24 protein-coding genes and 1 pseudogene are annotated in these 24046 nt (G+C 73.3%); 11 read left to right on the forward strand and 14 right to left on the reverse strand.

Going from position 1 to position 24046, the window contains the following annotated elements; genetic code table 11:
- The first annotated feature begins 102 nt into the window (after positions 1 to 102).
- Complete coding sequence (locus ACFYMP_RS14285; protein WP_388855875.1) at positions 103 to 714, forward strand: TetR/AcrR family transcriptional regulator; 612 nt, start codon at positions 103 to 105, stop codon at positions 712 to 714.
- Positions 715 to 753: 39 nt separating this feature from the next.
- On the opposite strand, the gene ACFYMP_RS14290 is transcribed toward ACFYMP_RS14285, so the two are convergent.
- Positions 754 to 1398 (reverse strand): Tn3 family transposase, encoded by a 645-nt coding sequence (locus tag ACFYMP_RS14290; protein WP_388855878.1) that lies wholly within the window; start codon positions 1396 to 1398, stop codon positions 754 to 756.
- Between the two features lie 258 nt (positions 1399 to 1656).
- Here ACFYMP_RS14290 and ACFYMP_RS14295 point away from each other — a divergent pair, with 258 nt between their 5' ends.
- Positions 1657 to 2034 (forward strand): hypothetical protein, encoded by a 378-nt coding sequence (locus ACFYMP_RS14295; RefSeq protein ID WP_388855881.1) that lies wholly within the window; start codon positions 1657 to 1659, stop codon positions 2032 to 2034.
- A gap of 121 nt (positions 2035 to 2155) precedes the next feature.
- On the opposite strand, the gene ACFYMP_RS14300 is transcribed toward ACFYMP_RS14295, so the two are convergent.
- Positions 2156 to 3424 carry an RICIN domain-containing protein gene (locus ACFYMP_RS14300; RefSeq protein WP_388855884.1) on the reverse strand — a complete coding sequence of 423 codons (1269 nt, stop codon included), beginning with the start codon at positions 3422 to 3424 and terminating at the stop codon, positions 2156 to 2158.
- Positions 3425 to 3962: 538 nt separating this feature from the next.
- The gene (locus ACFYMP_RS14305; RefSeq protein WP_388855887.1) at positions 3963 to 4355 is read right to left on the reverse strand and encodes a hypothetical protein; all 393 of its coding nucleotides are present in this window, start codon (positions 4353 to 4355) and stop codon (positions 3963 to 3965) included.
- 89 nt (positions 4356 to 4444) lie between these two features.
- Between ACFYMP_RS14305 and ACFYMP_RS14310 the strand changes: the two genes are divergently transcribed.
- Positions 4445 to 5185: a GntR family transcriptional regulator gene (locus ACFYMP_RS14310; protein ID WP_388855890.1), complete on the forward strand. Its 741-nt coding sequence runs from the start codon at positions 4445 to 4447 to the stop codon at positions 5183 to 5185.
- Between the two features lie 151 nt (positions 5186 to 5336).
- A pseudogene (locus ACFYMP_RS14315) lies at positions 5337 to 5612 on the forward strand (GNAT family N-acetyltransferase); the annotation flags it as partial.
- A gap of 81 nt (positions 5613 to 5693) precedes the next feature.
- On the opposite strand, the gene ACFYMP_RS14320 reads toward ACFYMP_RS14315, so the two are convergent.
- The 3 genes from ACFYMP_RS14320 to ACFYMP_RS14330 form a co-directional block, all read right to left on the reverse strand.
- On the reverse strand, positions 5694 to 6740 hold the full coding sequence (locus ACFYMP_RS14320; RefSeq protein ID WP_388855893.1) for a hypothetical protein: 1047 nt from the start codon (positions 6738 to 6740) through the stop codon (positions 5694 to 5696).
- 175 nt (positions 6741 to 6915) lie between these two features.
- Positions 6916 to 7989 (reverse strand): CU044_5270 family protein, encoded by a 1074-nt coding sequence (locus ACFYMP_RS14325; protein WP_388855896.1) that lies wholly within the window; start codon positions 7987 to 7989, stop codon positions 6916 to 6918.
- On the reverse strand, positions 7986 to 8618 hold the full coding sequence (locus ACFYMP_RS14330) for an RNA polymerase sigma factor (RefSeq protein WP_388856077.1): 633 nt from the start codon (positions 8616 to 8618) through the stop codon (positions 7986 to 7988). Before ACFYMP_RS14330 ends, ACFYMP_RS14325 begins: the two co-directional genes overlap by 4 nt.
- Positions 8619 to 8980: 362 nt before the next feature.
- Here ACFYMP_RS14330 and ACFYMP_RS14335 point away from each other — a divergent pair, with 362 nt between their 5' ends.
- Complete coding sequence (locus ACFYMP_RS14335; protein WP_388855899.1) at positions 8981 to 9415, forward strand: VOC family protein; 435 nt, start codon at positions 8981 to 8983, stop codon at positions 9413 to 9415.
- Between the two features lie 73 nt (positions 9416 to 9488).
- On the opposite strand, the gene ACFYMP_RS14340 is transcribed toward ACFYMP_RS14335, so the two are convergent.
- The 6 genes from ACFYMP_RS14340 to ACFYMP_RS14365 form a co-directional block, all read right to left on the reverse strand.
- On the reverse strand, positions 9489 to 9839 hold the full coding sequence (locus ACFYMP_RS14340; protein ID WP_388855902.1) for a hypothetical protein: 351 nt from the start codon (positions 9837 to 9839) through the stop codon (positions 9489 to 9491).
- A 16-nt stretch (positions 9840 to 9855) separates the two neighbouring features.
- Entirely contained in the window at positions 9856 to 10314 is a 459-nt protein-coding gene (locus ACFYMP_RS14345) for a hypothetical protein (RefSeq protein WP_388855905.1), read from the reverse strand.
- Between the two features lie 245 nt (positions 10315 to 10559).
- Entirely contained in the window at positions 10560 to 12512 is a 1953-nt protein-coding gene (locus tag ACFYMP_RS14350) for a glycogen debranching N-terminal domain-containing protein (protein ID WP_388855907.1), read from the reverse strand.
- A complete protein-coding gene (locus ACFYMP_RS14355; RefSeq protein WP_388855910.1) occupies positions 12509 to 13948 on the reverse strand; it encodes a hypothetical protein in 1440 nt (479 codons plus the stop codon). Before ACFYMP_RS14355 ends, ACFYMP_RS14350 begins: the two co-directional genes overlap by 4 nt.
- On the reverse strand, positions 13945 to 14745 hold the full coding sequence (locus ACFYMP_RS14360; protein ID WP_388855913.1) for a sugar phosphate isomerase/epimerase family protein: 801 nt from the start codon (positions 14743 to 14745) through the stop codon (positions 13945 to 13947). Before ACFYMP_RS14360 ends, ACFYMP_RS14355 begins: the two co-directional genes overlap by 4 nt.
- 108 nt (positions 14746 to 14853) lie before the next feature.
- Entirely contained in the window at positions 14854 to 15900 is a 1047-nt protein-coding gene (locus ACFYMP_RS14365; RefSeq protein ID WP_388855916.1) for a zinc-binding alcohol dehydrogenase, read from the reverse strand.
- Positions 15901 to 16099: 199 nt separating this feature from the next.
- On the opposite strand from ACFYMP_RS14365, the gene ACFYMP_RS14370 reads away from it, so the two are divergent.
- The 5 genes from ACFYMP_RS14370 to ACFYMP_RS14390 all read left to right on the forward strand — a co-directional run bounded on the left by ACFYMP_RS14370 (position 16100) and on the right by ACFYMP_RS14390 (position 21801).
- On the forward strand, positions 16100 to 17503 hold the full coding sequence (locus ACFYMP_RS14370; RefSeq protein ID WP_388855919.1) for an ABC transporter substrate-binding protein: 1404 nt from the start codon (positions 16100 to 16102) through the stop codon (positions 17501 to 17503).
- A 147-nt stretch (positions 17504 to 17650) separates the two neighbouring features.
- A complete protein-coding gene (locus ACFYMP_RS14375) occupies positions 17651 to 18631 on the forward strand; it encodes a carbohydrate ABC transporter permease (RefSeq protein WP_388855922.1) in 981 nt (326 codons plus the stop codon).
- Positions 18628 to 19512, forward strand: coding sequence for a carbohydrate ABC transporter permease (locus tag ACFYMP_RS14380; protein ID WP_388855925.1), 885 nt, complete (start codon positions 18628 to 18630; stop codon positions 19510 to 19512). Before ACFYMP_RS14375 ends, ACFYMP_RS14380 begins: the two co-directional genes overlap by 4 nt.
- A gap of 101 nt (positions 19513 to 19613) precedes the next feature.
- Positions 19614 to 20840 (forward strand): ROK family protein, encoded by a 1227-nt coding sequence (locus tag ACFYMP_RS14385; RefSeq protein WP_388855928.1) that lies wholly within the window; start codon positions 19614 to 19616, stop codon positions 20838 to 20840.
- A gap of 37 nt (positions 20841 to 20877) precedes the next feature.
- A complete protein-coding gene (locus ACFYMP_RS14390; RefSeq protein ID WP_388855931.1) occupies positions 20878 to 21801 on the forward strand; it encodes a Gfo/Idh/MocA family protein in 924 nt (307 codons plus the stop codon).
- A gap of 16 nt (positions 21802 to 21817) precedes the next feature.
- Here ACFYMP_RS14390 and ACFYMP_RS14395 read toward each other — a convergent pair whose 3' ends face one another.
- Positions 21818 to 22432 (reverse strand): GNAT family N-acetyltransferase, encoded by a 615-nt coding sequence (locus ACFYMP_RS14395; RefSeq protein WP_388855934.1) that lies wholly within the window; start codon positions 22430 to 22432, stop codon positions 21818 to 21820.
- A gap of 257 nt (positions 22433 to 22689) precedes the next feature.
- Positions 22690 to 22920, reverse strand: a complete 231-nt coding sequence (locus ACFYMP_RS14400) for a hypothetical protein (protein ID WP_388855937.1) — start codon at positions 22918 to 22920, stop codon at positions 22690 to 22692.
- A gap of 228 nt (positions 22921 to 23148) precedes the next feature.
- On the opposite strand from ACFYMP_RS14400, the gene ACFYMP_RS14405 reads away from it, so the two are divergent.
- Complete coding sequence (locus ACFYMP_RS14405; RefSeq protein WP_388855940.1) at positions 23149 to 23838, forward strand: DUF4232 domain-containing protein; 690 nt, start codon at positions 23149 to 23151, stop codon at positions 23836 to 23838.
- Positions 23839 to 24046 lie beyond the last annotated feature (208 nt).

A 24046-nucleotide genomic window follows, 5' to 3' on the forward strand; every position in this document is an offset into this window, starting at 1 on the left:
TGTGGGAAGAGCGGGGCTGTGGGATGCTCTACGCTCCAGTTAAACGGAAACTCTTTCCGGAACTATACGGAAAACTTTTCCGGTTATGCAAACGGAGGGAACATGACTGAGACGCCAGGGCCGCCACGCCGCAGGCGTGCGGACGCACAGCGCAATATCGACGCGCTTGTCGAGGCCGCGAAGACAGTCTTCGGGACGACTGGCGTCGACGCACCCGCAAAAGAGATCACCGACCTCGCCGGACTCGGCGTTGGAACGCTCTACCGGCACTTCCCCCTGCGCTCAGATCTGGTCAAGGCCGTGGTGGAAAGCGGGATCGACGCCCTGGCGGCAACAGGAGCGCAGCTCAGCAACACCCATGAGCCCGCGGAGGCGCTCTCCCAGTGGCTGCGGCAGTACACCGAACTCCTGGGCACCAAACGAGGACTGGTCCCGGCCCTGCACTCGGGCGATCCGGCCTACGAAGCGCTGTCCCGTTACTTCATGGACAAGGTCGGCCCTGTCCTCAAGGCACTGCTCAGCGCAGCCGCAGCCGACGGAACCGTGCGCGCCGACGTCGGCGCCCGGGACCTGCTGTATGCCGTCGCCAACCTGTGCATGCCCGTACCCGGTGAGGGCCCCGAGTACAACCACCGCATGGTCGCCCTGCTGATCGACGGACTGCGGACCCCACACCAGGGTGCTCGGTCCGGCTTGTCACGGGGGCCCCGATGAGGCGTCGTCTTCACCCGCTCCACCCCACGGCTCCGGGTCTCACGCGGAGACTCCAGCCGCCTCGTCCTGAGTGGTGCGCGGGCCGGGCACCGTTGCCCTGATGGACAGGTCCGGATCGAGACGACTGTTCATGTCCAGCTCGAACCGCCCGTACCGATTCACCTGGGTCCAGAACAGCGGGGAAAGCGCCCGGCGGTCCGCGTCGGTGGGCTTGTCCGCCCACTTCGCATCTGCCGGGACCTCCTGCGTCAGCAGCGTGTCGACGTGCACCAGCGCGGACTGGAGCAGGTGCGGCGCGAGCATGCTGACCTCCTGGGATTCCTTGTCCGCACCGGCCGGGTCGCCGTCCTTGCCGTAGAAGAGGTCCTTGTTCGCGCTGTTCCCGTTCTCCACCACCTGCAACCCCTCGTGGATCTCCTTGCGGTGCCGCTTGATCCGGTCGCCCTGCCAGTCGTAGTCCGCACACGCCGCAGCGCCAACCTTCACCTGCTGAGCCACGTACTCCACCGCCGCCGCGGGCATCTCCTTGGCGGACTTCGGGAACCGGGCCTCCACCTCGAAGAACTTGAGCAACAGCGCGAAGCCCAACCGGGTCGCCCCGGACTTGTTCCGCACCTTCTTCATGTCGTCTTCGAGCAGCGTCCAGACCCCGGTCAGGTCTTCCGGCTCCCAGTCCTGCCGCACTCGCCCGCGCTGCCCACACGTCACCCGTGGTCAGGTGTTCTGCTGCGCTCGCGGGGCGCCCTGACCGCTGCCGCGCTCGGACGCGGCTGCCAGATGACGGCGGTGGACTGCGCCCCCGGCATGATCGAGCGGATCGTCTTCGCCGCCGGTGCCGGGCTCTGGCGCGGTACCGCACCGGCCTGACCTCGCGCCGGCGCCACCGATCAGCGGGCCGTCGGCTGTCCCCGTGGGACGAACGCGCGCGGCGGCCGGACGACGGTGGCTGGCGCGCTGGCGCCGGCCACCGGTGCGCTGGTGCTGTCCTCCGTGCCCGCGTCCGCCGCGAGCGCGGTGGAGATCGGCGCGCCGCACACCGCCCGGGTCGGCAAGACCATCACCGTCAAGGCGCACGCCGACGACGACCGCGTCGGCTACCCGCACCAACTGTGCCTGGAGGAGAACGGCTTCGGCCAGGGCTGGCACCAGGAGAGGTGCGGTACTCCGGCCAGGGGCGAGGCGCGGGTCACCGCACAGGGCACGTCCGCGCGGGGCGGCGACCTGAGGTTCCGCGCGGTGCTGTACGGCCTGGCCGGCAAGCACTATCAGAAGCCCGTGCGCCTGGGCGCCTCCGACGTGGTGACGGTGCGCGTGCGCTGAACGGGGGCGGCGGTACGGCCGTGGGCGGCGGGTCCGGTCCGCTCACGCCCGCCGCCGAGCCACCGGGAACCCTGGCCGGCACGGACCGCTCTCCGCGCCGGCAGGGGCCCGAGGCGTACGGTCAGGCGACGGCCGGGTGGAGGTAGAACGTCTCGTTGGCCGGCGGCGGCCCGGGGTTGATGGGGGCGGGCCACTGGATGACCCAGGCGCCGTCGCCGGTCTGGTTCTCGTAGATGTTGGCGATCAGACCGGTCGTGTTGTCGCGCAACATGGTCAGATTGGGCTGGTTGGCCACCGGGTGCTCCAGGGTGAAGTCACCGGTGTCGTGGTGGCTGCCGGCGGGGCCGTTCTGGCAGTCCCAGACACCGAGCCAGTCACCGGCCTTCGAGCTCTGGCCGTTGTTGACGTCGAGGCACCTCCCACTGGAGACACTGGCGATGTGGTAGACGACGCGGCCGCGCGAGGAGTTGTAGTCGACCGGGATCAGTTGCCAGCGCTGGTTGGCGCCACCGGTCGGGGAGTAGGTGACCACATGGGTACCGTTGGCGGTCTCCTCGTTGTAGACGTCCAGTACCCGGTTGTCGGCGTTGTCGGGGTGGATGGTCAGCTCGGCCGGGGCCCCCGCCGCGCGCAGGCTGTTGAAGTGCACCGGCCAGTGGTCGCTGCCCCGGTTGCCGCCGACGGTGGCCTGCCAGTTGTCGGTCCGCACGTTGGAGACCATGTAGTCGAGTTCACCGCCGCTCTGCTGCGTGGCCTGACCGCTGTTGTAGATCAGGGTCCCGCCCGGCGGGTTCAGGGCGGCCAGGGCGGCCGGGTCACGGTTGAAGTCGCCCATGACCACCCAGTTGCTGTTGACGTTGTCGTACGCGGCGTCCGCCACCAGGCGGATCAGCGAACCCGCGTCGTTCCCGCCGCCGGAGGCCGCGTGGACGGAGGCGTAGACGGTGTCGTCCTCCTCGTTGACCAGGGCCAGCGCGGGGCGGTACACACCGGGCAGGACCAGGGCGTTGTCGGCCTCCCACGAGGTGATCATGCCCAGGTCCCGCGTGCCGGTGCGCAGGATGTACAGGTAGCGGACCTCGTCCCGGGAGACGGTCCACCGGTAGTGCTCGACCCCGTCGGTGCTGGGTATCGGCAGGGCCCCGGCGGGCGCCTGGAGCGGGACCTCCTGGAGGGCGACCACCGACTGCCAGGTGGCGAGGGTCGCCGCGCCCGCCCAACGGTCGCTGCCCGCCTGCATGTTCCAGGTCGCGAGCGACTGCGTGTCGGGCTCCGCCGCCCGAGCGGGAGAGCTGGTCGTGGTCAGCAGCGCACCCAGGAACAGCAGGCTGCACAGGGTGGCCAGCACACCCCGGGCCACTCCGCCCGCACGAGGGCCGGAGATCCTCACGGGTGAGGACGCCTTCGTCGCGTCTAGCGGTCTCGGTTCGGACGGCATCTGTGGTGTCACGGCGGGGAACTCCTCGATCAGCCGGGAGGGGAAGAGGGATCGCTCGACAGGCCGCTCGCGCGCGTGCGGTACCGCACGCGCGTCAGGTCTGCTCGCCTGTACGGGACTTCGCAACGACCGGCTGCGATCAGTCACCGGGCCATTACGGCGCTATTTGATCACGAACGGTCAGTCGTCGGCTCCCCCACCCTCCAGGCTCCCGGAAGCACCCGCCCTTTCCGGCCACATCCGGAACGGGCGGTCCTATCGATGCCGAGTGGACCGCCGACCTGGCCGCATGGCTCCTGAAGACGGCCGGTGAGGCCCTGCGCGGAACGGGGCACTCCGTCCCCGTCGAGCTGACCGCCGCCCTCGCGGAGGGAGCCGGAGGGAGACGACGTGCCTCGCGCGTGTTCGTTCCGTACCCCGCGCGTGTTCGTGGCACGGGCACCCGGCGGCCGTCCCGTCCCGGGGACGTGCCCCTGACGGGGCGGCCCGGTCAGCCCAGCAGGTCGGCGACCTGAGCGGCCAGCGGCTCCAGTGGCACCTCGCGCGCGTCCCCCGGCGTACGCGCTGACGCCTCGTCCAGGGCGAGGGCCAGGGCCCCCACGATGGGCGGGGTGCCGGGTACGACGATGCGCGGATCGGAGTGCGCCGCGTGCAGGGAGTCCCGGATTCCGTTGCGGAGCTGGGCGCACCGCGTCCGCAGCAGGCCGCCGCCCAGGACCAGCGGTACGGAGTCCAGATCGCAGCCGAGCCGCTCTGTCGTGGCCGTGACGAAGGCGACGACCTCGGCGGCCATCCGGTCCACCAGCGCGCGGGCCACGGCGTCGCCCTCGTCCGCCGCGGCCAGGACCAGGGGCGCGAGTTCCACCAGCCGGGTGTGCGACACCTCGTACGTTAAGCGCCTGGTCCTAATTGGTCTACGGTTGGTCCACTGGATGTACCAACTCCTCTTATTGGTCTAGTAGGCAGGCAGACGTGACGGAATCCGCTTCTTCCCCTCCCTCGCTCGGAGCGACCGCCCGCGCCGCCTGCGGGACGCTGCGCTCACGCATCGGGGCCGGGCACTTCGCCGCCGCCGGCCGGCTTCCCGCCGAACGCGTCCTCGCCGCCGAACTGGGCATCAGCCGGGGCACCTTGCGCCAGGCGCTGGCGCAGCTCGCGGAGGACGGGCTGATCCTCCCGGCCCCGCAGTCCGGCTGGCACGTGGTGTCGGCCCCGCTGGGGGAACCGCCCCACACGCTGATCAGCTTCACGGAGATGGCCCGGAGTCGCGGCCTGGAGGCGCGGACCCGGGTGCTCGCCCGGCAGGAGCGGCCGGCGACCCTGGACGAGGCCGAACAGCTGAAGGAGCCGCCCGCCTCGGCGGTCCTCGACCTGGAGCGGGTCCGCTCGCTCGGACAGACGCCGGTCTGCCTGGAACGGCAGGTCATCTCCCTCTCCAGGGTCCCCGGCCTGGCCGACCGCGAGCTGCGGGACCGTTCGCTCTACGCCGAACTGGCCGCTCTCGGAGTGCGGCCCTACCGCAGCGACTTCAGCGTGCAGGCGGGCGGGGCCGACGCGCGGACGGCGGGGTATCTGGAAGTGGCGGAGGGCTGCCCCGTGCTCATCGGCACCGAGTCCTGCGCGGACGCGTCCGGCCGCCCCCTGATCCTCGGCAGGTCCACCTACCGCGGGGACTCCTACCGGTTCCAGGCGACCTTGTTCCGGCGCGGCTGACACGAGCGGGTGGGTGTCTGTGCGTGACCGAGGCCGTGGGCGGTCGTCACGGGAGCCGAGGGCACCGGGTGCGCGTGGCCGCCCGGCCCGGTGAACGGGCGGCCGACCGGCCCGCGGTGGCGCCCGCGCGGTCGGCGGCGCCCGCCCGCGGCACCGGCGCCCGGCCGCCGCCGGGAAGGCCGATCCCGGCTACCTGTTCCTGCCGCGCGTGTGGGGACTCGGGTACGCGGCCGAGGCGTGCGCGGCGCCGCCCGACTGGTTCGACGGCGCCCTTCCCGGCGAGCCGGTGGTGCTCCACACCCGGACCGCCAACGCCGGCTCGACGCGCCTCGCGGCGAAGCCGGGGTTCACCGAGGTGGAGCGGTTCCACGCCTGGGACGCCGAGCAGTGGCTCGGCCTGCGGCCCCCGGTGACGCCGTCCGCCTGAGCCCCTTCGGCCGACCCGACCGGTGGCCGGGTGGCAGGGGGCCCGCTCCCGGCGTCGCGGGGACGCCGGTGCAGCGACGGCTCACTGGAGCAGTGCGATGTGGGGATGGTCCGGGGACGCCGGGCACACGTGGAGTTGCAGGTTGTTGCCGCCGGTGATGTCGATCGCGGTGGGGGCGCCGTCCTGGGCGCCAGGGGAAGGCGGGGCCGGGGGCGTGCGCTCCTCCGTGGCGATCCACGTCTCGCTGCCGTCGTCCCATTCCCAGGAGGCGATGGTGAGGAGCGGGACCGCCGGGGTGCCGCACTCGGGGCAGGAGCGGTCGACGGGGTCGGTGGGGCTCCAGCGGGTCCAGCCGCCGGTCTTCCAGCCGGGGGCGGTGCAGAGGTTGTTCAGGTACAGCTCGCCCGGGTCGTCCGCGTACGCCTTGTACCGCGCGGGGTCGATCGACTCCCAGCGGCTCGGGTCGTTCAGCTGGTCCCGCAACTCCTGGTCCAGCTCCATGGGGTTGGGGAACTCGGTGACCTGCTCCGGTGAGAACAGGCAGGGCTCCGGGAGGTAGCACTCGTCCTGGACGACCGGCGGCTCGGGAGGTGCGTCGAGGACGTCGGTGACGGTGGCGGAGGAACGCCAGAACAGCGCGGTCCTGGGGTGTGCCATCGCGTGGTCGAACGGGCACCACAGGACCTGGAGGAGGTCCGTGCCCGACGGATGCGGGAAGGGGATGTCGCGGGCGTACAACTGGGCCACGGGCAGGAGAGGGACGGGACCGTCGGACCACGGGCGGCCCGCGTTGAACCGCTCCAGGACCTCCCGGTCCTCGGGGGTCCACTCGGGCGCCCCGGGGTCGAGGCGCAGCCGTTCGGCGGCGGCGGCGCGGTTGCGGCGCAGGAGCCGGACGTCGTCCGGGGAGTTGATCCTGAGCGACGCGCGGCTGTCGTGCGGTTCGGCGCAGTACGGCCACGGCTCGTCGGCGGGCCACAGGAGCGGCCCGCCGACGTGGCTGTCGTGCACGGCCGGCGACCCGGGGCGCGGATGCAGCCGGGTGGCCGTCCGTGCCAGCGGGGCCAGTCGGGGGAAGAGCGCGGTCACGTCGAACGGCCGTGGCGGGGTGGTGTAGAGGGCGTTCATGACCGGGATGCTGCCAGCAGCGTCTGACAACGTCCGACCACGGGTACGGCTGGCGGCCGGTCCGGGCCCGCGCTGCCCCGGCGTCGCGCGGCTGCCCCGGCGTCGCGCGGCTGCCCCGTCCTCGTGCGGTGCGTGAACCGGCCCGGCCGGCCGGCGAAGGCGGCGGTACGCCGGTCTACGAGCGTGCCGCCGCGCCCGGCGTCTGACCCGCCCTGTCGACGACGGCGTGCTCGATCTCCGCGCTGCTGGACAGGAGGGTCCCGGACTTTCCGTACGGGGTGTCCCTCGTCAGGTAGTCGCGGGAGCCGAGGAAGGAGTAGTCGTCCTTGTCGAAGACCCACTCGGTGCGGTTGCCGTACCGGGTGTCCTCGCGGGCGATGCCGAGGCCGCTGCGGCCGATCGCGTCCTTGGCCTCCGGTACCTCCCTTACGCCCGGGATCTTCGCCGCCGCCCGGTAGAGGGCCGCGGCCGTCTTCGGCGGGACGAGCCCGCCGAGCCAGGAACCGATCTGCTCGAAGACGATCTGGTCGGTCTCCTGGCCGGGGTCCTTCCTGACGTGGGCGTACAGGTAGGCCAGCAGTCCCTCCGGGTCGGTGGGCAGCCTCGCGAGCCAGTTGTAGGTGGGGCGGTACAGCCCGGCGGGGGTGCCGTCCTCGTCGCCGAACTCGGCGTTGACGGGAAGGTCCTCGCCGTTGGTCCGCACCAGCCCGAGCTTCTTGAGCGGGCGCGGGTCCTGCGCGGACCAGACCTGCTCCTCGTGCAGCGGGTCCAGCACGGCCTTGCCGCTGGTCAGGTCGGCGCCCTGGACCTTGGAACGGGTGTAGAGGAACTGGTCGTCGCGCACCACGGGGGCCTCGCTCGCGAGGGCGACGGTCGAGAGGTGGTGCAGCAGGCCGCCCGCGCCCTGGGACGCGGAGGCCGAGGCGGTCGCCGCCGCGCGGTGGTCGTCGCCCGTGCCGAGGGCGACACCGCCCGCGAGCACCCCGGCCAGCGCCAGCGCCGACACGGGAACGAGGACAGCGGGGCGCAGGAACCCGCGGACCGGTCGGGGAGCGGCGGCGGCCGGCCGGTCACGGCGGGGCTCGGCGGCCCGGTCGGCGTCGATGCGGTTCATCAGTACGTCCTTCTGGCGACGGAACTGCTCGGGCGACAGGTCCCCGGTCACCGGAGCCGGAAGCAGCCGGGCCAGGTGCCGGGCGGCGTCGTCGTTCCCGTCCTCCTGAGGACAGGCGGCGTCTTCGCGGTTCATCGGGTTCCCTCCCGCACGGGCAGAGCCGCGAGTGCGGCTGTGTTCGTTACCTCTCCGCGGACCGTCCGGGGTTCCGCGCCCTCTCCCGAGCGGTCGGCGCGGTCCGTGGCTTCCGCGAGCCGGGCGAGCCTCTTGCGGGCGCGCGACAGGCGTGAGCGCACCGTGCCCACCGGGACGCCGAGCGCGTCGGCGGTCTGCTGGTAGTCCAGCCCCGACCACACGTGCAGGGACAGCACCTCCCTTTCCTGGCGGCGCAGTTGGCCGAGGGCCAGCGAGACCGCCCGGAGGCGGCGCCGGTCGTCGAGCCGGGAGGCGGTCTCGCCCGCGAAGTCGGCCACGGCGGCCGGTGCCGGCTGGCGGACCAGGAAGGCGAGCCGGCGCCGCGACCCCCGCCGGGCGTTCTCACACTTGTGGGTGGCGATGCCGAGGAGCCACGGCAGCGCGGAACCCCGGCCCTCCTCCAGCCGCTCCCGCCCCTGCCACGCGGCGAGGAAGGTCTCGCCCATGACGTCCTCGGCCGCCGACCAGTCGCCCAGCAGGCGCAGCGCGTGGCGGTAGACGGCGTGGGCGTGGCGCTCGTACAGCTCGGCGAAGGCCTCGCGATCCCCCGCGCGCAGCCGTCGGCGCACCTCCTCGTGCACCGGGTTCTCCGGGTTCTCCGGGTTCTCCGGGTTCGCCGGGTTCTCCGGGTTCTCCGGGTTCGCCGGGTTCCTTGGGCACTCCGGGCTCTGCGGAGCCTCCGGGGCCTCTGACTCTGGTGGTTCCCTCACACCCGGTATCTCTCCGCGAGCACGCCCCGGTTCCTGTGACCCGCGCCATAAGCGGACGGGCGGTCCGGGGTGCCGACCGCCGGGAGAGAGGCTACTGAGGGGTGGTCCCGCGCGGGCCCCGGGGTGCGGTGAGCACGTGGCGGATCCCGGACGCCGTCGCCCGTCCCGGCTTCCCCCGAAAAGAAAGGCGCGCCCCCGGAGCCCCTTGCTACGGTGCGCCCATGTCAGTGATCAGACAGGTCCAAGTCACCTTCGACTGCGCGCAACCGGAGCGCGTCGCCCGCTTCTGGTGCGAGGTGCTGGGGTACGTCGCACCGCCTCCGCCGGAGGGGTTCGCCACCTGGGACGCGTACAACCTCAGCCTCCCCCCGGAGAAGCGGGACGCGGGATTCGTGGCCTCCGATCCCACCGGTGTCGGCCCGCGCCTGTACTTTCAGCGCGTACCCGAGGGCAAAGTCGTCAAGAACCGGGTGCACCTCGACGTACGCGTCGGGACCGGGCTGGAGGGCGAGGAGCGCCTGGCCGCGCTGGAGGCCGAGGCCGCCCGGCTGGTCGCGCTCGGCGCGGTACGCGGGCAACTCCTGCTCGCCGACGAGGAGAACGAGTCCTGCCAGGTGATGCAGGACGTCGAGGGCAACGAGTTCTGCCTCGACTGAGCGGACCCCGGGGACCAGCGGAAGCCCCAGAGCCCCGTGGAAGCCCTCAAGCCCCGCGGGCGCACCGCCTCCCTCAGGGCAGTCGGCGCCCCATCTTCGCGGAGCGCCGGTCGCTGTCCTTGGTGAACCACCACTCGTCGAACGCGGAGTGCACGAGGCCGAGGAGGACGGCGAGACGATCCGGGGCGGGGCTCGGGGAGTCGAAGAGGTCGGCGAAGCTCTTGTCGTCCCAGTGGAGCGTGAACTCCCAGTCCTCGGGGTCGCCCAGGGCCGGGACGACGGTCACCGTGTACCGCAGGGTGACCGTGCGGTCCGCGTGGTAGTCCGGGGACAGGCCACTGACCCGGTAGCCGACCGACTGGTCCCCGGCCCCCGTGGTGAAGGACTCGGCGAGGGCCGCCTCAGCCGGTGACCGGGGGGTCATCGCGGGACCCACCCGCTCAGCACTTCGCGCCGCCGCCCGCCCCGCTCGCGACGGTGTTCACCGGGTAGGCGGTCAGCAGGTCGTTGCGGGCGGCGGGCGTCCCGAGGATGGTCCGGAACTTCTCGACCGAGGGGCACTGGGCGGTGTACGTGGAGAAGCCACCGCGCCCGTTCGGCCGGCCCGAGTAGATCGCCGCGCTGATCTTCTTGTCCATGGCGGCGTTCCATCCGTGGCGGAGCTTGATGTGCTTCCAGCCCCACGTCTTCGTCCCGCAGCGGAGGGTGTACCTGGCCGGGCCCCGGAAGTACTCGCGGACGGTGTACGTCTGCCCGTGGCTGCGGCAGATCGCGTCGATGCTCGGGGCGGCGGACGCCGGGACCCCCGGCGAGGTGGCCGCGGCGGTGCCGGAACCCGCGAGGAGGACGGCCCCGGTCAGCAGGGGTACGAGGTGCCTGGTGCGGCGCGGTGTCGTCAACTCGGTCAGCCCTTCGGTACGGCGGTGTCGGGTGCCGCTCCCATCAAGGCGGCAATGGCACCGGATACGCAAGGGCGACGGGGACTCTTCAGCCGAAGGGGTGACCGGCGGTGGCCGGTGCCGGTGCCGGTGCCGTTGCCGGCGGAGGCGCCGGTCCGCGTCCGGTGCCGCCCGTCCGGCGGGAGAGGCCGGGGCCCGGCCTCGTAAGGAGGCCGGGCGGGTACACCTCCCGGGGCGCTCTCCGCTCACCCCACCGCCCGCCACCCGCTCAGCAGCGCCAGCGGAGTCGCCGCCGCCCACGCCTGCGGGGAGCAGGAGTGCGGGTAGGGGACCGGGCGGGAGTGTTCCGCGCGGCCGTAGCCCGCGAGGACCTCCGGGAGGCGGCCCGCGTGGTGTGCCGCCGCCTCGGCGAGGCCCGTCGTCAGGGCGCGCAGCTCCTCGGTCAGGCCGTAGCGGGCCAGGCCCAGGGCGATGACCGCGTTGTCGTGCGGCCAGGCGCTGCCCCGGTGGTACGACAGCGGGTGGTAGCAGGGCTGGCCCGAGGCCAGGGTGCGGATCGCCCAGCCGGAGAAGAAGTCCTCCTCCAGCAGGCGGCGGCCGACCCGGCGGGCGCGCGACTCGTCCAGGACGCCCGACCACAGCAGGTGCCCCGCGTCGGAGGCCAGCGCGTCCACCTGGCGGCCCGCGCCGTCCAGCGCGAGCGCCGGGAAGTCCTCCCCGGCCATCCAGAAGTCCCGGTCCAGCCGCTCCCGCAGCGCGGCCGCCTCCCGGTCGAGACGGTCCGCGTACGCCGCGTCCGACCAGCTGTCGCGCGCCAGCCGGGCCGTGCGGACCAGGGCGTCGTAGGCGTAGCCCTGCGCCTCGGACACCGCGACCGGGCCCTCGGCCTGCGTGCCGTCGCGGAAGCAGATCGCGCCCTCGGAGTCCTTCCAGTTCTGGTTCACCAGGCCCTTCGGGTCCGGGCGGTACACGAGGTAGCCGCCCCCGCCGAGGCCGCCGTCCCGGAACATCCACTCCACGGCCGCCCGCGCCTGTGGCTCCAGCGCCGTCGCGAGCGAGGTGTCACCCGTGGTGTCCGTGTACGTGCCGAGCAGGACGAGGAACAGCGGGGTCGCGTCGACCGAACCGTAGTAGCGGCCGTACGGGACCTGCCGGAAGTGCGCGAGTTCGCCGTGCCGGATCTCGTGCACGATCCGTCCGGGCTGCTCCCCGCGCTCCGCGTCGTACACCGTGCCCTGGGTCGCGGCCAGCGCGCGCAGCGTCGCGGCGGCCGGGTCCGGGCGGTACGGCAGGGCGAACAGCGAGGTCAGCAGCGAGTCCCGGCCGAACAGCGTGAGGAACCACGGCACTCCGGCCGCCGGAACCCGCACCTCCGCGCCGTCCGGTCCCGTGGCCGGCACCCGCAGGCCCGCGAGGTCGGTGAGCCCCTGACGGCAGGCGGCGGCCAGGCCGGCCGGGGCGTCCCCCGGTACCGCGAGCGGCGTCCGCTCCACGAAGGCCGCCGTGTCCGCGTGGGCGAGCGCCGCCGCCTCGGAGGGGCCGGCGACGGGGGAGGGGGCGGGGGCGCCGTGCGGACGCGCCTCGGCGCGCAGCAGGATCTCCGCGCCGCCGTGCGCCGGGAGTTCCAGGTCCCACACGAGCCGGTGCGCCGTGTCGCCCACCGGTTCCACGGCGGAAGGCGCGGGGGAGGCCGTGACCACCGTCTCCGCGTGCCAGGTCCCGTCGCGGTCGTAGGCGAAGCGGACGCCGGAGGCGCTGGGGGCCGCCGAACGGCGGGCGTTTTCCTTCACGTACACCCGGTGGTCCGAGCGCAGTTCGAACTGGTCGGCGAAGTCGGCGTCGGCGAGCAGTCCGAGGCGGGCGAGCCCCGGCTGCGGCAGGTTGCTCACCAGTCGCAGCCGCTCCACCAACACGCCGGAAGCGAGGGCGAGTTCACGGAACACGGTGTAGGCGGGCGGCTCGTCGCGGGTCCCGGGCGGGGTCAGTACGCAGGTGGCCGCGCCCGCGTCCTCGCGCAGGGGGACGAGGACGAGCGGCGTGGCGCCGTCCACCGTCAGCTCCCAGCGGCTGAGATGGCGCGCGTCGCGGCGGAACAGGCCGTCCGGGGTGCTGCCCCGGCGGCCCGTCAGCCCGCCGTCCGGGCCGAGTACGGCGAAGGTGCCGGCGTGGACCAGCGTGGTGTCGGCGGCGGTGGTCACAGGCGCACCGAAGTCCTCTCTCGCGCACCGGAGCCGGCCGGTGCGTCGCTGTCCCGGCCGGCGGCCCGGGGCGCGGGTGTGGCCGCCCGGCGGGCGGCGAGCAGGTCCAGGGTCAGGGCCGCCGTCCACCCGAAGTCGCGGGTGCCGCGCGCCTGGGCGGTGTACGGATCGACGTACTCGGCGAACCCGCAGGCGCCCGCGATGTCCAGCATCGCGTCCCGCAGGCCGTCCGCCTCCCGGTACGCGCCCTGGACGCGCAGTCCGCGCTCCAGCAGCCAGTTGATGTTGAACCAGGCGGGGCCGCGCCAGTACCGCGAGGCGTCGAAGGCGGGCCCGCTCAAATCGTAGGAGGCGGCCATCGGCAGCTCGCCGAGCCGGAAGCCCCCGCCCTTGGCGGTGGACAGCAGCGCCGCGACGACCTCGGCCGGCAGACCCGGCACGAGGAGCGGGACGAGACCGGCCGCGCTGCGTTCGGGGATCAGCCGGTCGTCCACCAGATCGCGGCTCAGGAACATGCCGTGCTCCGGGGACCACAGCCGCCGCACCAGCGCCTTCGTCAGCCGTGCCGCCCGCTCCTCGTGCGGGGCCGGATCGCCGCCCGTCTGAGCCGTGACGCGGGCCAGCGCGTGCTCGGAGGCGATGAGCAGCGCGTTGACGCACGGGTCCTCGACCGCGAAGGCCGAGGGCGCCGCCTCCCGGTAGCCCGCGTCGCGGTAGCCGCGGTCGCGGTAGTCCGCCGCGAGGCGCACGTACCGCCCGTAGTCGAGGTCGGTGGGGCGTTCCGCCGACTGGCCGTGGTCGAGGTCCGCGCGCCGGTAGGAGCCCGGGGCGACCGGCTCCACGCGGGCCAACGGCGCGTCCCAGGCGGGGCTGTTGTCCATCCCCGGCTCCCAGGGGTGGACCATCGCGGCCAGTCCGCCGCCCCCGAGGTCCCGGGGCCCGGTCAGGTAGTCGTGCCACGCGGCCAGCCGGGGCCGCAGCCGCTCCAGGAAGCCCCGCGCGCGCGAGGTCTCGGGGTCGGCGGTGTGCACGAGCCACGCGGCCAGCGCGTGCACCGGCGGCTGCACGATGCCGGAGGTCTCGATCGCCGCGGGGGCACCGGCCGCCGCCCCCGCGCGCGAGGAGCGCCAGAAGTCGGGGCTCGGGAAGTACGCGTCCAGCGGCACCGCCGGGTTGAACACGATGTGCGGGACGCGGCCGTCCGCCCACTGGGCGGCGAGCAGCGTCTCCAGCTCCCGCTGCGCCCGGCGTACCGACAGGTGCCGCAGGCCGATCGCGATGAACGCCGAGTCCCAGCTCCACTGGTGCGGGTACAGGCCGCGCGAGGGAACGGTCGAGCCGCCCCGCCAGTTGCCGAGCAGGACCCGTGCCGCACCGCGCCGCAGGGTCAGGTCCGCGGCGGCGGTGGGCACGGGGGTTCCGAGCAGTGCGCTCACGCCCCGGACCTCCGCAGGAAACCGGGGATCGAGCGGACCGCCTCGACCGGGTCGCCGGTCAGCCGGCACTCGGCGGCGAGGTAGCCGTCGAAGCCGATGGTGTGCAGCGCGCCCAGCCAGGCCGGCCAGTCCAGGTGGCCGGCGCCCGGCTGGAACCGGTTGGAGTCGCTGACCTGCGCGTGGCCGATGAACGGCGCGAAGGCCAGGATCGAGGCCGCGGGATCGGCCTCCTCGATGTTCATGTGGTAGCTGTCGATGCCGATGCGCACCGAGTCGAGCCCCACCGCGCCGATGAGTTCCGCGGCCTGCTCCAGCCGGTTGACCATGTGGTCCTCGTACCGGTTCAGCGGCTCCAGGTAGAGGCTCACGCCCTCCTCGCGCGCGTGCTCGCCCAGTTCGGCCAGACCGCTCAGCAGCACCTCGCGGTCCCGCTCCTCGGAGCGCGGCGGCTCGAACGGGGGCAGCCGGCGCGAGAACATGCCGTAGGAGGCCGGGGTCTGGACGCCCAGCGCGCCGATCTCGGCGGCGACGCTGAGCTGCGACTTCATCTGCTCCAGGGCGTCGCGGCGCAGGTCCTCGTCGAAGGCGGCGAAGAAATGCGACATCTCCACGCACACCGTGGGCATCACGACGCCGTCCGCGAGCGCCCGCCTCAGCTCGGGCAGCCGGTCCCGGAAGTGGAAGTCGCCCCTGGAGCGCAGCTCGACGGCGTCGAAACCGGCCTCCTGAGCGAAGTCCCATTTCTCCTGGAGCGTGTCACCGGGGAGCAGTTGTTCCTGGCAGGCGGTCTTCATCATGGCGGGGCCTTTCAGCGCCGGGCGGGTGGCGCGGCGGGATGCGCGGGGCAGCGGGGCGGGAAGAGGGGCGGCCGCCGCGGGGACGCGGCGGCTTCAGGTACCGGGGCGTCAGAAGCTCAGGACCATCTGGAGCGCGTCGGCGGGACGTTCGTCGAGCAGCGCGTACGCCTCGGCCGCGTCCGCGACCGGGACGACGTGACTGACCAGGGACTTCACGTCGACCCTGCCCTCGGCGACCAGGGAGAGGAAGGTGCGCTGGAGGCGTTCCACCGTCCACCGGCCGGACAGCTGCGGCGGCACCCCGCCGATCTGCGAGCACACGAGCTGGACCCGGTTGTGGTGGAACTCGTCGCCCAGGCGCAGGCCGACGCCGTCACCCTGGTAGAAGCCCGAGGCCACGACCCGGCCGCCGACGGCGACCGAGCGCAGCGCCTCGTGCAGCGCCGGGTAGGCGCCGCTGATCTCGATGGCGACATCCGCCCCGGCGCCGCCGGTGGCCTCGCGGACGCGCTCGGCCACGTCGTCCGTGCGGGCGTTGAGGGTGCGGGCCGCCCCGTAGGCGCGGGCGGTCTCCAGACGGCCGTCCAGGGCGTCGACCGCCGTCACGCGGGCGCCGTTGAGCTGGGCGAGCCGCGTCGTGAGCAGCCCGATGACGCCCTGTCCGAAGACCGCGACCTCCTCGCCGACGTGGATGTCGGCGGACAGCACCGCGTTGTAGGCGATCGCGCCGACCCGCGCGAAGGCGCCCGCCAGCGGCTCCAGACCGGAGGGCAGGGTGTGGCCGGTCATGCGCTCGACCGGGACGACGCCCTCACTGCGGTGGCCCCAGATGCCCCAGACCAGATCGCCCTTCGCCGGTACACCCGGCTGCCCGGCCAGCTCCGGGGAGACCTCCGTGACCTCACCGACCTCCGAGTAGCCCCAGCCGGCCACCGGGTACTCCATCCCGGCCGCCCCCTCCCGGAACAGCCGCGCCCCCGCGTCCCAGGTGCGGGTCAGATACGGGTTCGTGCCCCGGTACGCGGTGAGTTCGGTACCCGCGGATATCCCGCTGTAGTGCGTGCGCACCCGCAGGTGGCCGAGGGGCAGCGCGGCACTCTCGTGCGAGGCGACCTCGACCTGTCGGGGGCCGGTGAACTGGACGACGCTTTCCACGGAAAAGCACTCCGGACGTGAGAGACGGACATAAGAGGGCGGAGACGGGTGATCAGGACAGGTGTCGCGAGGGTGATCCGCCGGCCGCGACGGTGATCGCCGACTTCCGTCGAAGATATCTCAGAGTTATGTCTTGTCAACAAGCAAAAGTGATGTTGAGATGCAGCAGGAACAAACGTAAGTAGCGTGAGGACACAGCATGGTGATGAAGGGCCGAGGGACGAGGGCGACCCTCTTCGGGCTCGCCGCGACCCTCGCCGCCGGACTGCTCGCCGGATGCGGGAGCGACACCGGCGAGCAGAAGGCGGACCACCGGATCACGGTCTGGACGCAGGAGAACCTGCCGCCCCGCATGGCGGCCACGAAGAAGGTCGTCAGCCGCTTCGAGAAGGAGTCCGGCGTCCACGTCGACCTCGTGGGGGTCGACGAGGCCCAGCTCCCGCAACTCATCATGTCGGCCGCCGCCGCCGGGAAACTCCCCGACGTCATCGGCGCCGTCCCGATGGGCCAGGTCTGGCAGATGTACGGCAACGGGCTGCTCAACACGAAGGTGGCCCAGCAGGTCGTCGCCGACCTGAACCCGCGCACCTTCAACCCCAACGCCCTGTCGCTGACCGCCGACGGCGCCAGCCGGCTGGCCGTGCCCTCGGACGCGTGGCTCCAGATACTCGTCTACCGCAAGGACCTCTTCGCGAAGGCCGGACTGAGGCCGCCGACCAGCTACGCGAGCGCGCTCAAGGCCGCCGCCGCGCTCGACAAGGGCGACCGGGCCGGTATCTCGCTGGCCACCGACCCCTCCGACGTCTTCACCCAGCAGAGCTTCGAGGACCTCGCCCTCGCCAACGGCTGCCGCCTCGTGGACGACAAGGGCGAGGTCGCCCTCGGCTCACCGGCCTGCCGGACCGCCTTCAGGACCTACGACACCCTGGCCCGCGAGCACGGCGCCCCCGGCACCCAGAGCGTCGACACCACGCGGGCCACGTACTTCTCCGGGCGCTCCGGGATGATGGTGTGGTCCTCCTTCCTGCTGGACGAACTCGCGGGGCTGCGCTCCGACGCCCTCCCGAGCTGCCCGCAGTGCAAGAAGGACCCCGGCTTCCTGGCCCGCAACACCGGCATCGTCACCTCGCTCCAGGGCCCCGACGGCAAGGAACCCGCGCAGTTCGGCGAGATCACCTCCTGGGCCGTGACCCGCACCGCCGAGACCGGCGCCTCCCGGAAGTTCATCGAGTACATGATGGGCAAGGGCTACGCCGACTGGTTCGACATGGCCCCCGAGGGCAAGATCCCCGTCCGCAACGGCACCACCGCCGACCCCGAGGTCTTCCGGGACGCGTGGCGCGGCGCGGACATGGGCGTCGACAAGCGGCGCTCCCTCCAGCAGGCCTACCCCTCCGGCCTGGTCGACCAACTCCTCAAGGGCGTCGGCGAGATGCAGCGCTGGGGCCTCACCGAGGGACAGGGCGCCCTGGTCGGCGCGACCAACGGCGAACTGCCCGTCGCCAAGGCCATCGGCTCGATGACCGGCGGGCAGGAGTCGCCGGAGGAGGCGGCCAGGGAGGCCGCCGAGGAAGTCGCCGCCCTGAAGAAGTCCCTTCAGTAGCCCACGAGGAGCCCCCCGGTACCCCTTTCCGGGCCTCCGGAGCCGAGCCCGCCTCTCTCGCCGCCGCGCACGGGCTCCTGGAGCCCGCCGCCGGGACCCCACCGGCCCCGCCGCCCGCGACCCGCACGCCGCCCCCAAGGACCACCCATGAGCTCAGCCCCGAGCGACGCGAAGAAGCGCCGCACCCCACCCCTGTCCGCCGCCCGCAGGGAGAACCGCGCCGGACTCGCCTTCGTCACGCCCACCTTCGTCGTGGTGCTGGTCGTCGTGATCGTGCCCATCCTGTGGACGGTCCTGCTGGCCTTCCAGAACGCGAAGCTGGTCGACATCCAGAGCAACGGCCTCTTCGGCCGCTGGACCCTGGACAACTTCCGCCAGGTCTTCGGCTCACCCGGCTTCTGGAGCAGCCTCGGCACCACCGTCGCCTACACCGTCGGCGCCACCGCCGGGTCCATCGTCCTCGGTCTCGTCGCGGCGCTCGCGCTGCGCAAGCCCTTCCGGGGGCGCGGCGTCCTGCGCGCCGCGATGCTGCTGCCGTACGTCGCCCCGGTCGTCGCCGTCTCCTTCGTGTGGGAGACGGCGCTGAGCCCCCAGTACGGCATCGTCAACGAGTGGGGCCGCAAGCTGTTCGGCTGGGACGACCCGATCGCGTTCCTGTCCACCCGCTCCTACGAAGTGGGCCTGTTCGGGCTGCACTTCGACATCCCGCTCGCGCTGCTTACCGTCATCGCCTTCGAGACCTGGCGCTACTTCCCGTTCGCCTTCCTCTTCATGCTCGCGCGCCTACAGGCCGTACCGGACTCGCTGGAGGAGGCCGCGCGCGTCGACGGGGCGACCCCCACCCAGCGCTTCCGGCACATCCTGCTGCCGCAACTCATGCCCGTCATCGCCCTGTTGTCCGTACTGCGCTTCATCATGACCTTCAACAAGTTCGACGACGTCTACCTGCTGACCGGCGGCGGTTCCGGCACCGACGTCGTCGCCGTACGCGTCTACGACTTCCTCACCTCGCGCTTCGACGTGGGCGCGGCCTCCGCGCAGGCGCTCGTACTCGCCGTCGTGCTCATGGTCCTGCTCGGCGTCTATTTCGTGTTCTTCGGCAAGAAGGTGCAGGAGGAGTCCGCATGAGCCGCGCGTCCCGCATGACCCGTACACAGTTCGAGGAAGGGCTCTTCGGGGTCCTGCGCTGGGTCGTGATCGCCTTCCTGGCGCTCATCACGATCGTGCCCTTCTACTACATGCTGCTGCTGTCCCTGAAGCCCATCGACTCGCTGCTGCTCAACCCCGGCCAACTGTGGATCTCCGCCAAGGACTTCACCCTCTCGACGTACGAGAGCGTCCTGAAGCCGACCTCCGAGGGCGGGCAGGGCTTCCTGGCCATGCTGCTCAACTCGGGGCTCGTCGCGATCGGCACGGTGCTGCTGACGCTGGCCGCCGCCGTGCCCGGCGCGTACGCCGTCAGCCGGCTCAAGTTCTTCGGGCACCGCAAGGTCGGCGCGCTGTTCCTGGCCGTCTACCTCTTCCCCTCGACCCTGCTGGCCGTGCCGCTGTTCGTGATGTTCGCGAAGATGGGCCTGTCCGGCAGCCTCGTGGGCCTCGCCGTCGTCTACATCGCGCAGACCGTGCCGGTGTCGATCTACATGCTGAAGAACTACTTCGTCACCATCCCGTACAGCATCGAGGAGGCCGCCGCGATCGACGGCGCCTCCCGCTTCCAGACCGTACGCAAGATCATCCTGCCGCTGGCCCTGCCCACCCTCATGGCCACCGGCCTGTACGTCTTCATGATCGCGTGGAACGAGTTCCTCTTCGCCCTCCTCTTCCTCGCCGCCGACCCCGACAAGTGGACCGTCTCGCTGGGCCTCCAGCAGCTCGCCAACGGGATAGAGGTCTCCAAGACCGTCCTCATGGCAGGATCAGTCGTCCTCACGATCCCCGTCGTCGCCCTCTTCTTCGCCGCCGAACGGCTGCTCACCGAAGGGCTGACCGCCGGCGCGGACAAGGGGTAGGACACGGGGCCGCCTTCGGCCCGAAACATAAGCAGGGCACCCTGACCGGCAAGGCGCCGGAGCGCGGGCCCGGCCGACGAGGGACAGGACGGCAGACGGCGATGGCGGGAAACCAGGCGAGCGCCGGACACCTGCTGCGACTCATCCGCAGCGGTACGGCCACGACACGCGGGGAGTTGCAGGAGGCCACCGGGCTGTCCCGCTCGACCGTCGGCCACCGGCTCGACCAGCTGTTCCGGGCCGGCTGGCTGCGCGGAGCCACCGGCACCTCGACCGGCGGACGCCCCTCCGCCCGGCTGGAGTTCGACACCGACCACGCCGTCGTCCTGGTCGCCGACCTGGAGACCCGGCACGGCCGCGCCGCCGTCATGGACCTCGCGGGCCGGGTGCTCGCCGAACACAGCGGCGACCTCGTCATAGCGGACGGCCCCGAAGCCGTACTGGACCACGTCGCCCGCTGGTTCGGGCCGCTCCTGGAGCGCGCGGGCGCCTCGCCCGAGCGGGTCTGCGGCCTCGGTCTGTCCGTACCCGGGCCCGTCGACCGGGAGCGGGGCCGGCTCGTCCAGCCGCCCATCATGCCCGGCTGGGACAGCTACCCGCTGCGGGAGCGCTTCCGCGAGCTGTACGCCGAGCACGTGGGCGCCCACCACGAGGCCGGGCCGCTGCCCGTCCTCGTCGACAACGACGCCAACCTCATGGCCCTCGGCGAACAGCGCACCCACCACCCGGACTGCCGCGCCTTCGTCTTCGTCAAGGCGTCCACCGGGATCGGCGCGGGCGTCGTCATCGACGGGGAGGTGTACCGGGGCATCGACGGCGGCGCGGGCGACATCGGGCACATCCGGCTGCACGACCGGCCCGACGTCCTGTGCATGTGCGGCTCGCACGGCTGCCTCGCCGCCGTCGCCAGCGGACGCGCCATCGCCGCGCAGCTCACCGAGGCCGGGGTGCGCACCACCTCCGGCTCCGACGTGCGCGCGCACCTCGCGGCGGGACAGCCCGAGGCCGTGGGCCTCACCCGGCACGCGGGACGGCGCGTGGGCGAAGTGCTCGTCACCGTCGTGACGCTGCTCAACCCCGGGGTGCTGGTCCTCGGTGGCGACCTCGCCAGCACCCCGTTCCTGACCGGAGTGCGCGAACTGCTCTACCAGCGCGCCATGCCCCGCACCACCGCCCACCTCCAGGTCCTCACCTCCGACCTCGGCGACCGGGCCGGCCTCGTCGGTGCCGCCCGCATGGTCGTCGACCACCTGTACGCCCCCGACCGGGCCGACGCGCGCCTCGCCGCCCTCGCCCGCACCGACCCGCCCGCGGCCGTCCCCCTGTGACCCACCCGCACACCCCGTGAACCACCCGGAGCGCACCATGCACGACCCCGCCGCCCGCGAAACCCCCGCCGGCCCCGGCGAGAGCCCCGCCCCCGTCCGCGTCGGGCTCGTGGGCGCCGGGCCCTGGGCCCGCACCATGCACGCCCGCGTCCTGGCCGCCGGACCCGAGACGACGCTCACCTCCGTGTGGGCCCGCAGGCCCGAAGCGGCCCAGGAGGTCGCGGCGGCCTACGGCGCGCGGGCCGCCGGCTCCTTCGAGGAACTGCTCGACACGTGTGAGGCCGTCGCCTTCGCCGTCCCGCCGGCCGCGCAGTCCCCGCTCGCCGTACGGGCCGCCGCCGCCGGGCGCGCACTCCTGCTGGAGAAGCCGCTCGGCGCCGATCTGGCCGCCGCCCGCGCCGTCGCCGAGGCGGTCGCCGAACACGGCGTCGTCTCCCAGCTCGTCCTGACCAAGCGCTACCACCCGGCGACCCGCGCCTTCCTCGCCGAGGCGGCGAACCGCGAGGTCCTCGGCGCCCGCTCCTGCTACCTGCACGGCGCCTTCCTCGGCGGCGACATGGCCACCGCCTGGCGGCTCGAACACGGCGCCCTGCTCGACCTCGGCCCGCACCTGATCGACCTCCTCGACGCGGCGGTGTCCCCGATCGTCTCGGTCCGCGCCACCGGCGACCCGCGCCACTGGACCGAACTGACCTGCGCGCACGAGAACGGCGCGATCAGCCAGGCGTCCCTGTCCGGCGCCGTCCGCCTGCCCCGGGCCCGCACCCGTATCGAACTCCTCGGTCCGGACGAGGAGCTGGTGTACGACACGGAGGGCATCGACCACGAGGAGTGCTGGCCCGTCCTGCGCCGCGAGTTCGCCGAGGCCGTCCGCACCGGCGTCACCCGGGCCCCGGACGCCGCGCGGGGCCTGCGCGTCCAGGAACTCCTCGACCAGGCGGCGCGCAGCCTGGAGGGGTGAGACGGGCGGGGGCGCCTCACCCCTCCCGAACGGGTCCCCGTGGCGCCCGGTCCGGCGTCCTCCCCGTCCGTATCCGGTCCAGGGCCTCCCGCCGCGTCAGGCGCCACACCAGTTCCTCACCGGTCTCGGCCGGCGCGAGCCGCTCGGCGGGGCGGCGGCGGTGCCGGGAGAAACCGAGCCGGGCCGGAACGGCGCCGCTCGGCAGGTTGGCCGGGTCGTGGACGATCTCGACCAGCTCGACGCCCGGGAGCCGGAACGCCTCCTCGGTCAGCGCCCACGCCGCCCGGGTGGCCACCCCCCGGCCGGTGGCGGCCGGATGGAGCCAGTACCCGATCTCGTGACAGCGCGCCGGAGTGTCCTCGTGCCGGTAGAGCCCGCAGGCGCCGGCCAGCGCCCCGTCCAGCACCACGGCGTACGTGAACTCCGTGCCCTCCCGCCAGCGTTGGCAACGAGCGGCGAGATAGTCGGCGGTCCACACCAGGCTGTACGTCTCGGGGACCCACGGCACCCACGGGCGCAGGTGGTCCAGCGACTGGGCCGTGACCCGGTACAGCTCCGCCAGGTCCGTCGCGATGTCGAAGGCGCGCAGCGTCAGGTCGTCCAGGGCGATCGTCCGGGCGGGGAAGTCCATCAGGGCAGGATCGTACGCGCCACCGGCCGAGGGCAACGGGGGTGTGCGGGAGGAGCGTGGCCGGGCGGCGGAGACGTCGCTCCGGCAGGGCCTGCCGCCACCCGCCCCGACGTACGAGGCGCCCGGCCCGCCGACCGCCCCGGCCCGTGCGCCCCAGCAGGGCGTGCACGGGGTCGCCGCACGGGGCCTCGGGAAACAGTCCGCCTCGCCGCCTCGCCGCCTCGCCGCCTCGCCGTCCGGCCGTCCGGTTTCCCGGACTACGGCACCGGCTTCGCGCCCACCGCGTCCGCCTCGGCCAGCAGCCGCCGTACGTCCTCGACGGACCAGCCCGTGATCCGGGAGACGTCCACCTCGGTGGGGGCGGGCTGGTCGCGGTGGGCGCGCAGCAGGGCCACCGCCTCGACCACGAGATCGTCCCGGGCTGCCGACAGGGCCTGTTCCGCCTCCGCGTACCGCTGTGCCGCGAGTTCCAGCTTCGCCGTCTTCATGGGTGAGCGCCTGCCCCCGTCGCGCCGCACCAAGCGCGGGGCGACAGCCGGGTTCCGTCCGGTGGCGCGCGGTACCCGTGAGTGTGTTCGCCCGCCTCGTTCGGGTCGTGTCAGCGGGGTACCGGGGGAATCCGGCTCCCGGTGGGAACAGTGGGAGGTGTGAGGGTCCGGGCGGTGGTCGTCCACCGGTCCGGGCCGCCGTCGCACCACCGCACCGGGGGAACTTCCTTGCGTATCCAGCAGACCCGTCACCGCGCCGCCCTCTTCGGCGCCGCCGCCACGACCGCCGTGCTCGCCCTGACGCTCACCGCCCACGGCGGGCAGGGCTCCGGCGCGCGGGCCGCCGACCCGGGCCGCACCACCACCGTCGCGTACACCGGGGCCGGGCACAGCGGGGCTCCCTTCGGGGGCGCGGGGCCACGGGCGGGCGGCGGGGACTCGGACGCCCACGCCTTCAAGCCCCCTTGCGACAACCGGAAGTTGTCGGTGCGGGTGACCGGGCGGGCCGGGGCCCCCGGGCAGCGGGTGATCGCCGTCCGCAACCTCGGCGGCGGCGCCTGTGGCCTGAGCCGCTTCCCGCGCGTCAGCCTCGGCGACTCGCACGCCCGCGACCACGGCAAGGACGTCCGGCCGCTGGTCCCCGGCGGCCGGGGCGGTCAGTCCGCGTACCCGGTCGGGGCCGGGCGGACCGCCTACGCCGTGATCGACCTCAACCCGGGCCGGTCGCGCACCGGCACCGTACGCCGGATCGACGAACTGAACGTGCTGGCCGACGGCGACCACATGCCGAACGCCGATACGCGCACCTTCCCCCTCGGCCCCGGGGCGAAGGTGCTGAAGCCGAAGCTCGGCCTGTACCGCGCCACGGTCGCCGAGGCGGTGCGGTCGACGCGGCTGGCGGACACCCCTCAGCGCTGAACGGGCCGGACGGGGACCGGGCGGGTCCCCCGGACAGGTCGCGGAGACCTGTCCGGGGGACCCGGGGGACCGGACCGGCGTGCGTCGGCCCAGTAGCGGGTGTCGCTGCCGAGCGTGGCCGGGTCCGCCTCGGCCCGGTCCCCAAGCCAGTACACGGCCTCGCGGTAGTGGGCGACGTCCCGCGTGCCCGGGTTCTCGGCCCGAAGGA

The organism is Streptomyces sp. NPDC007088 (assembly GCF_042869355.1).
Lineage (GTDB): Bacteria > Actinomycetota > Actinomycetes > Streptomycetales > Streptomycetaceae > Streptomyces.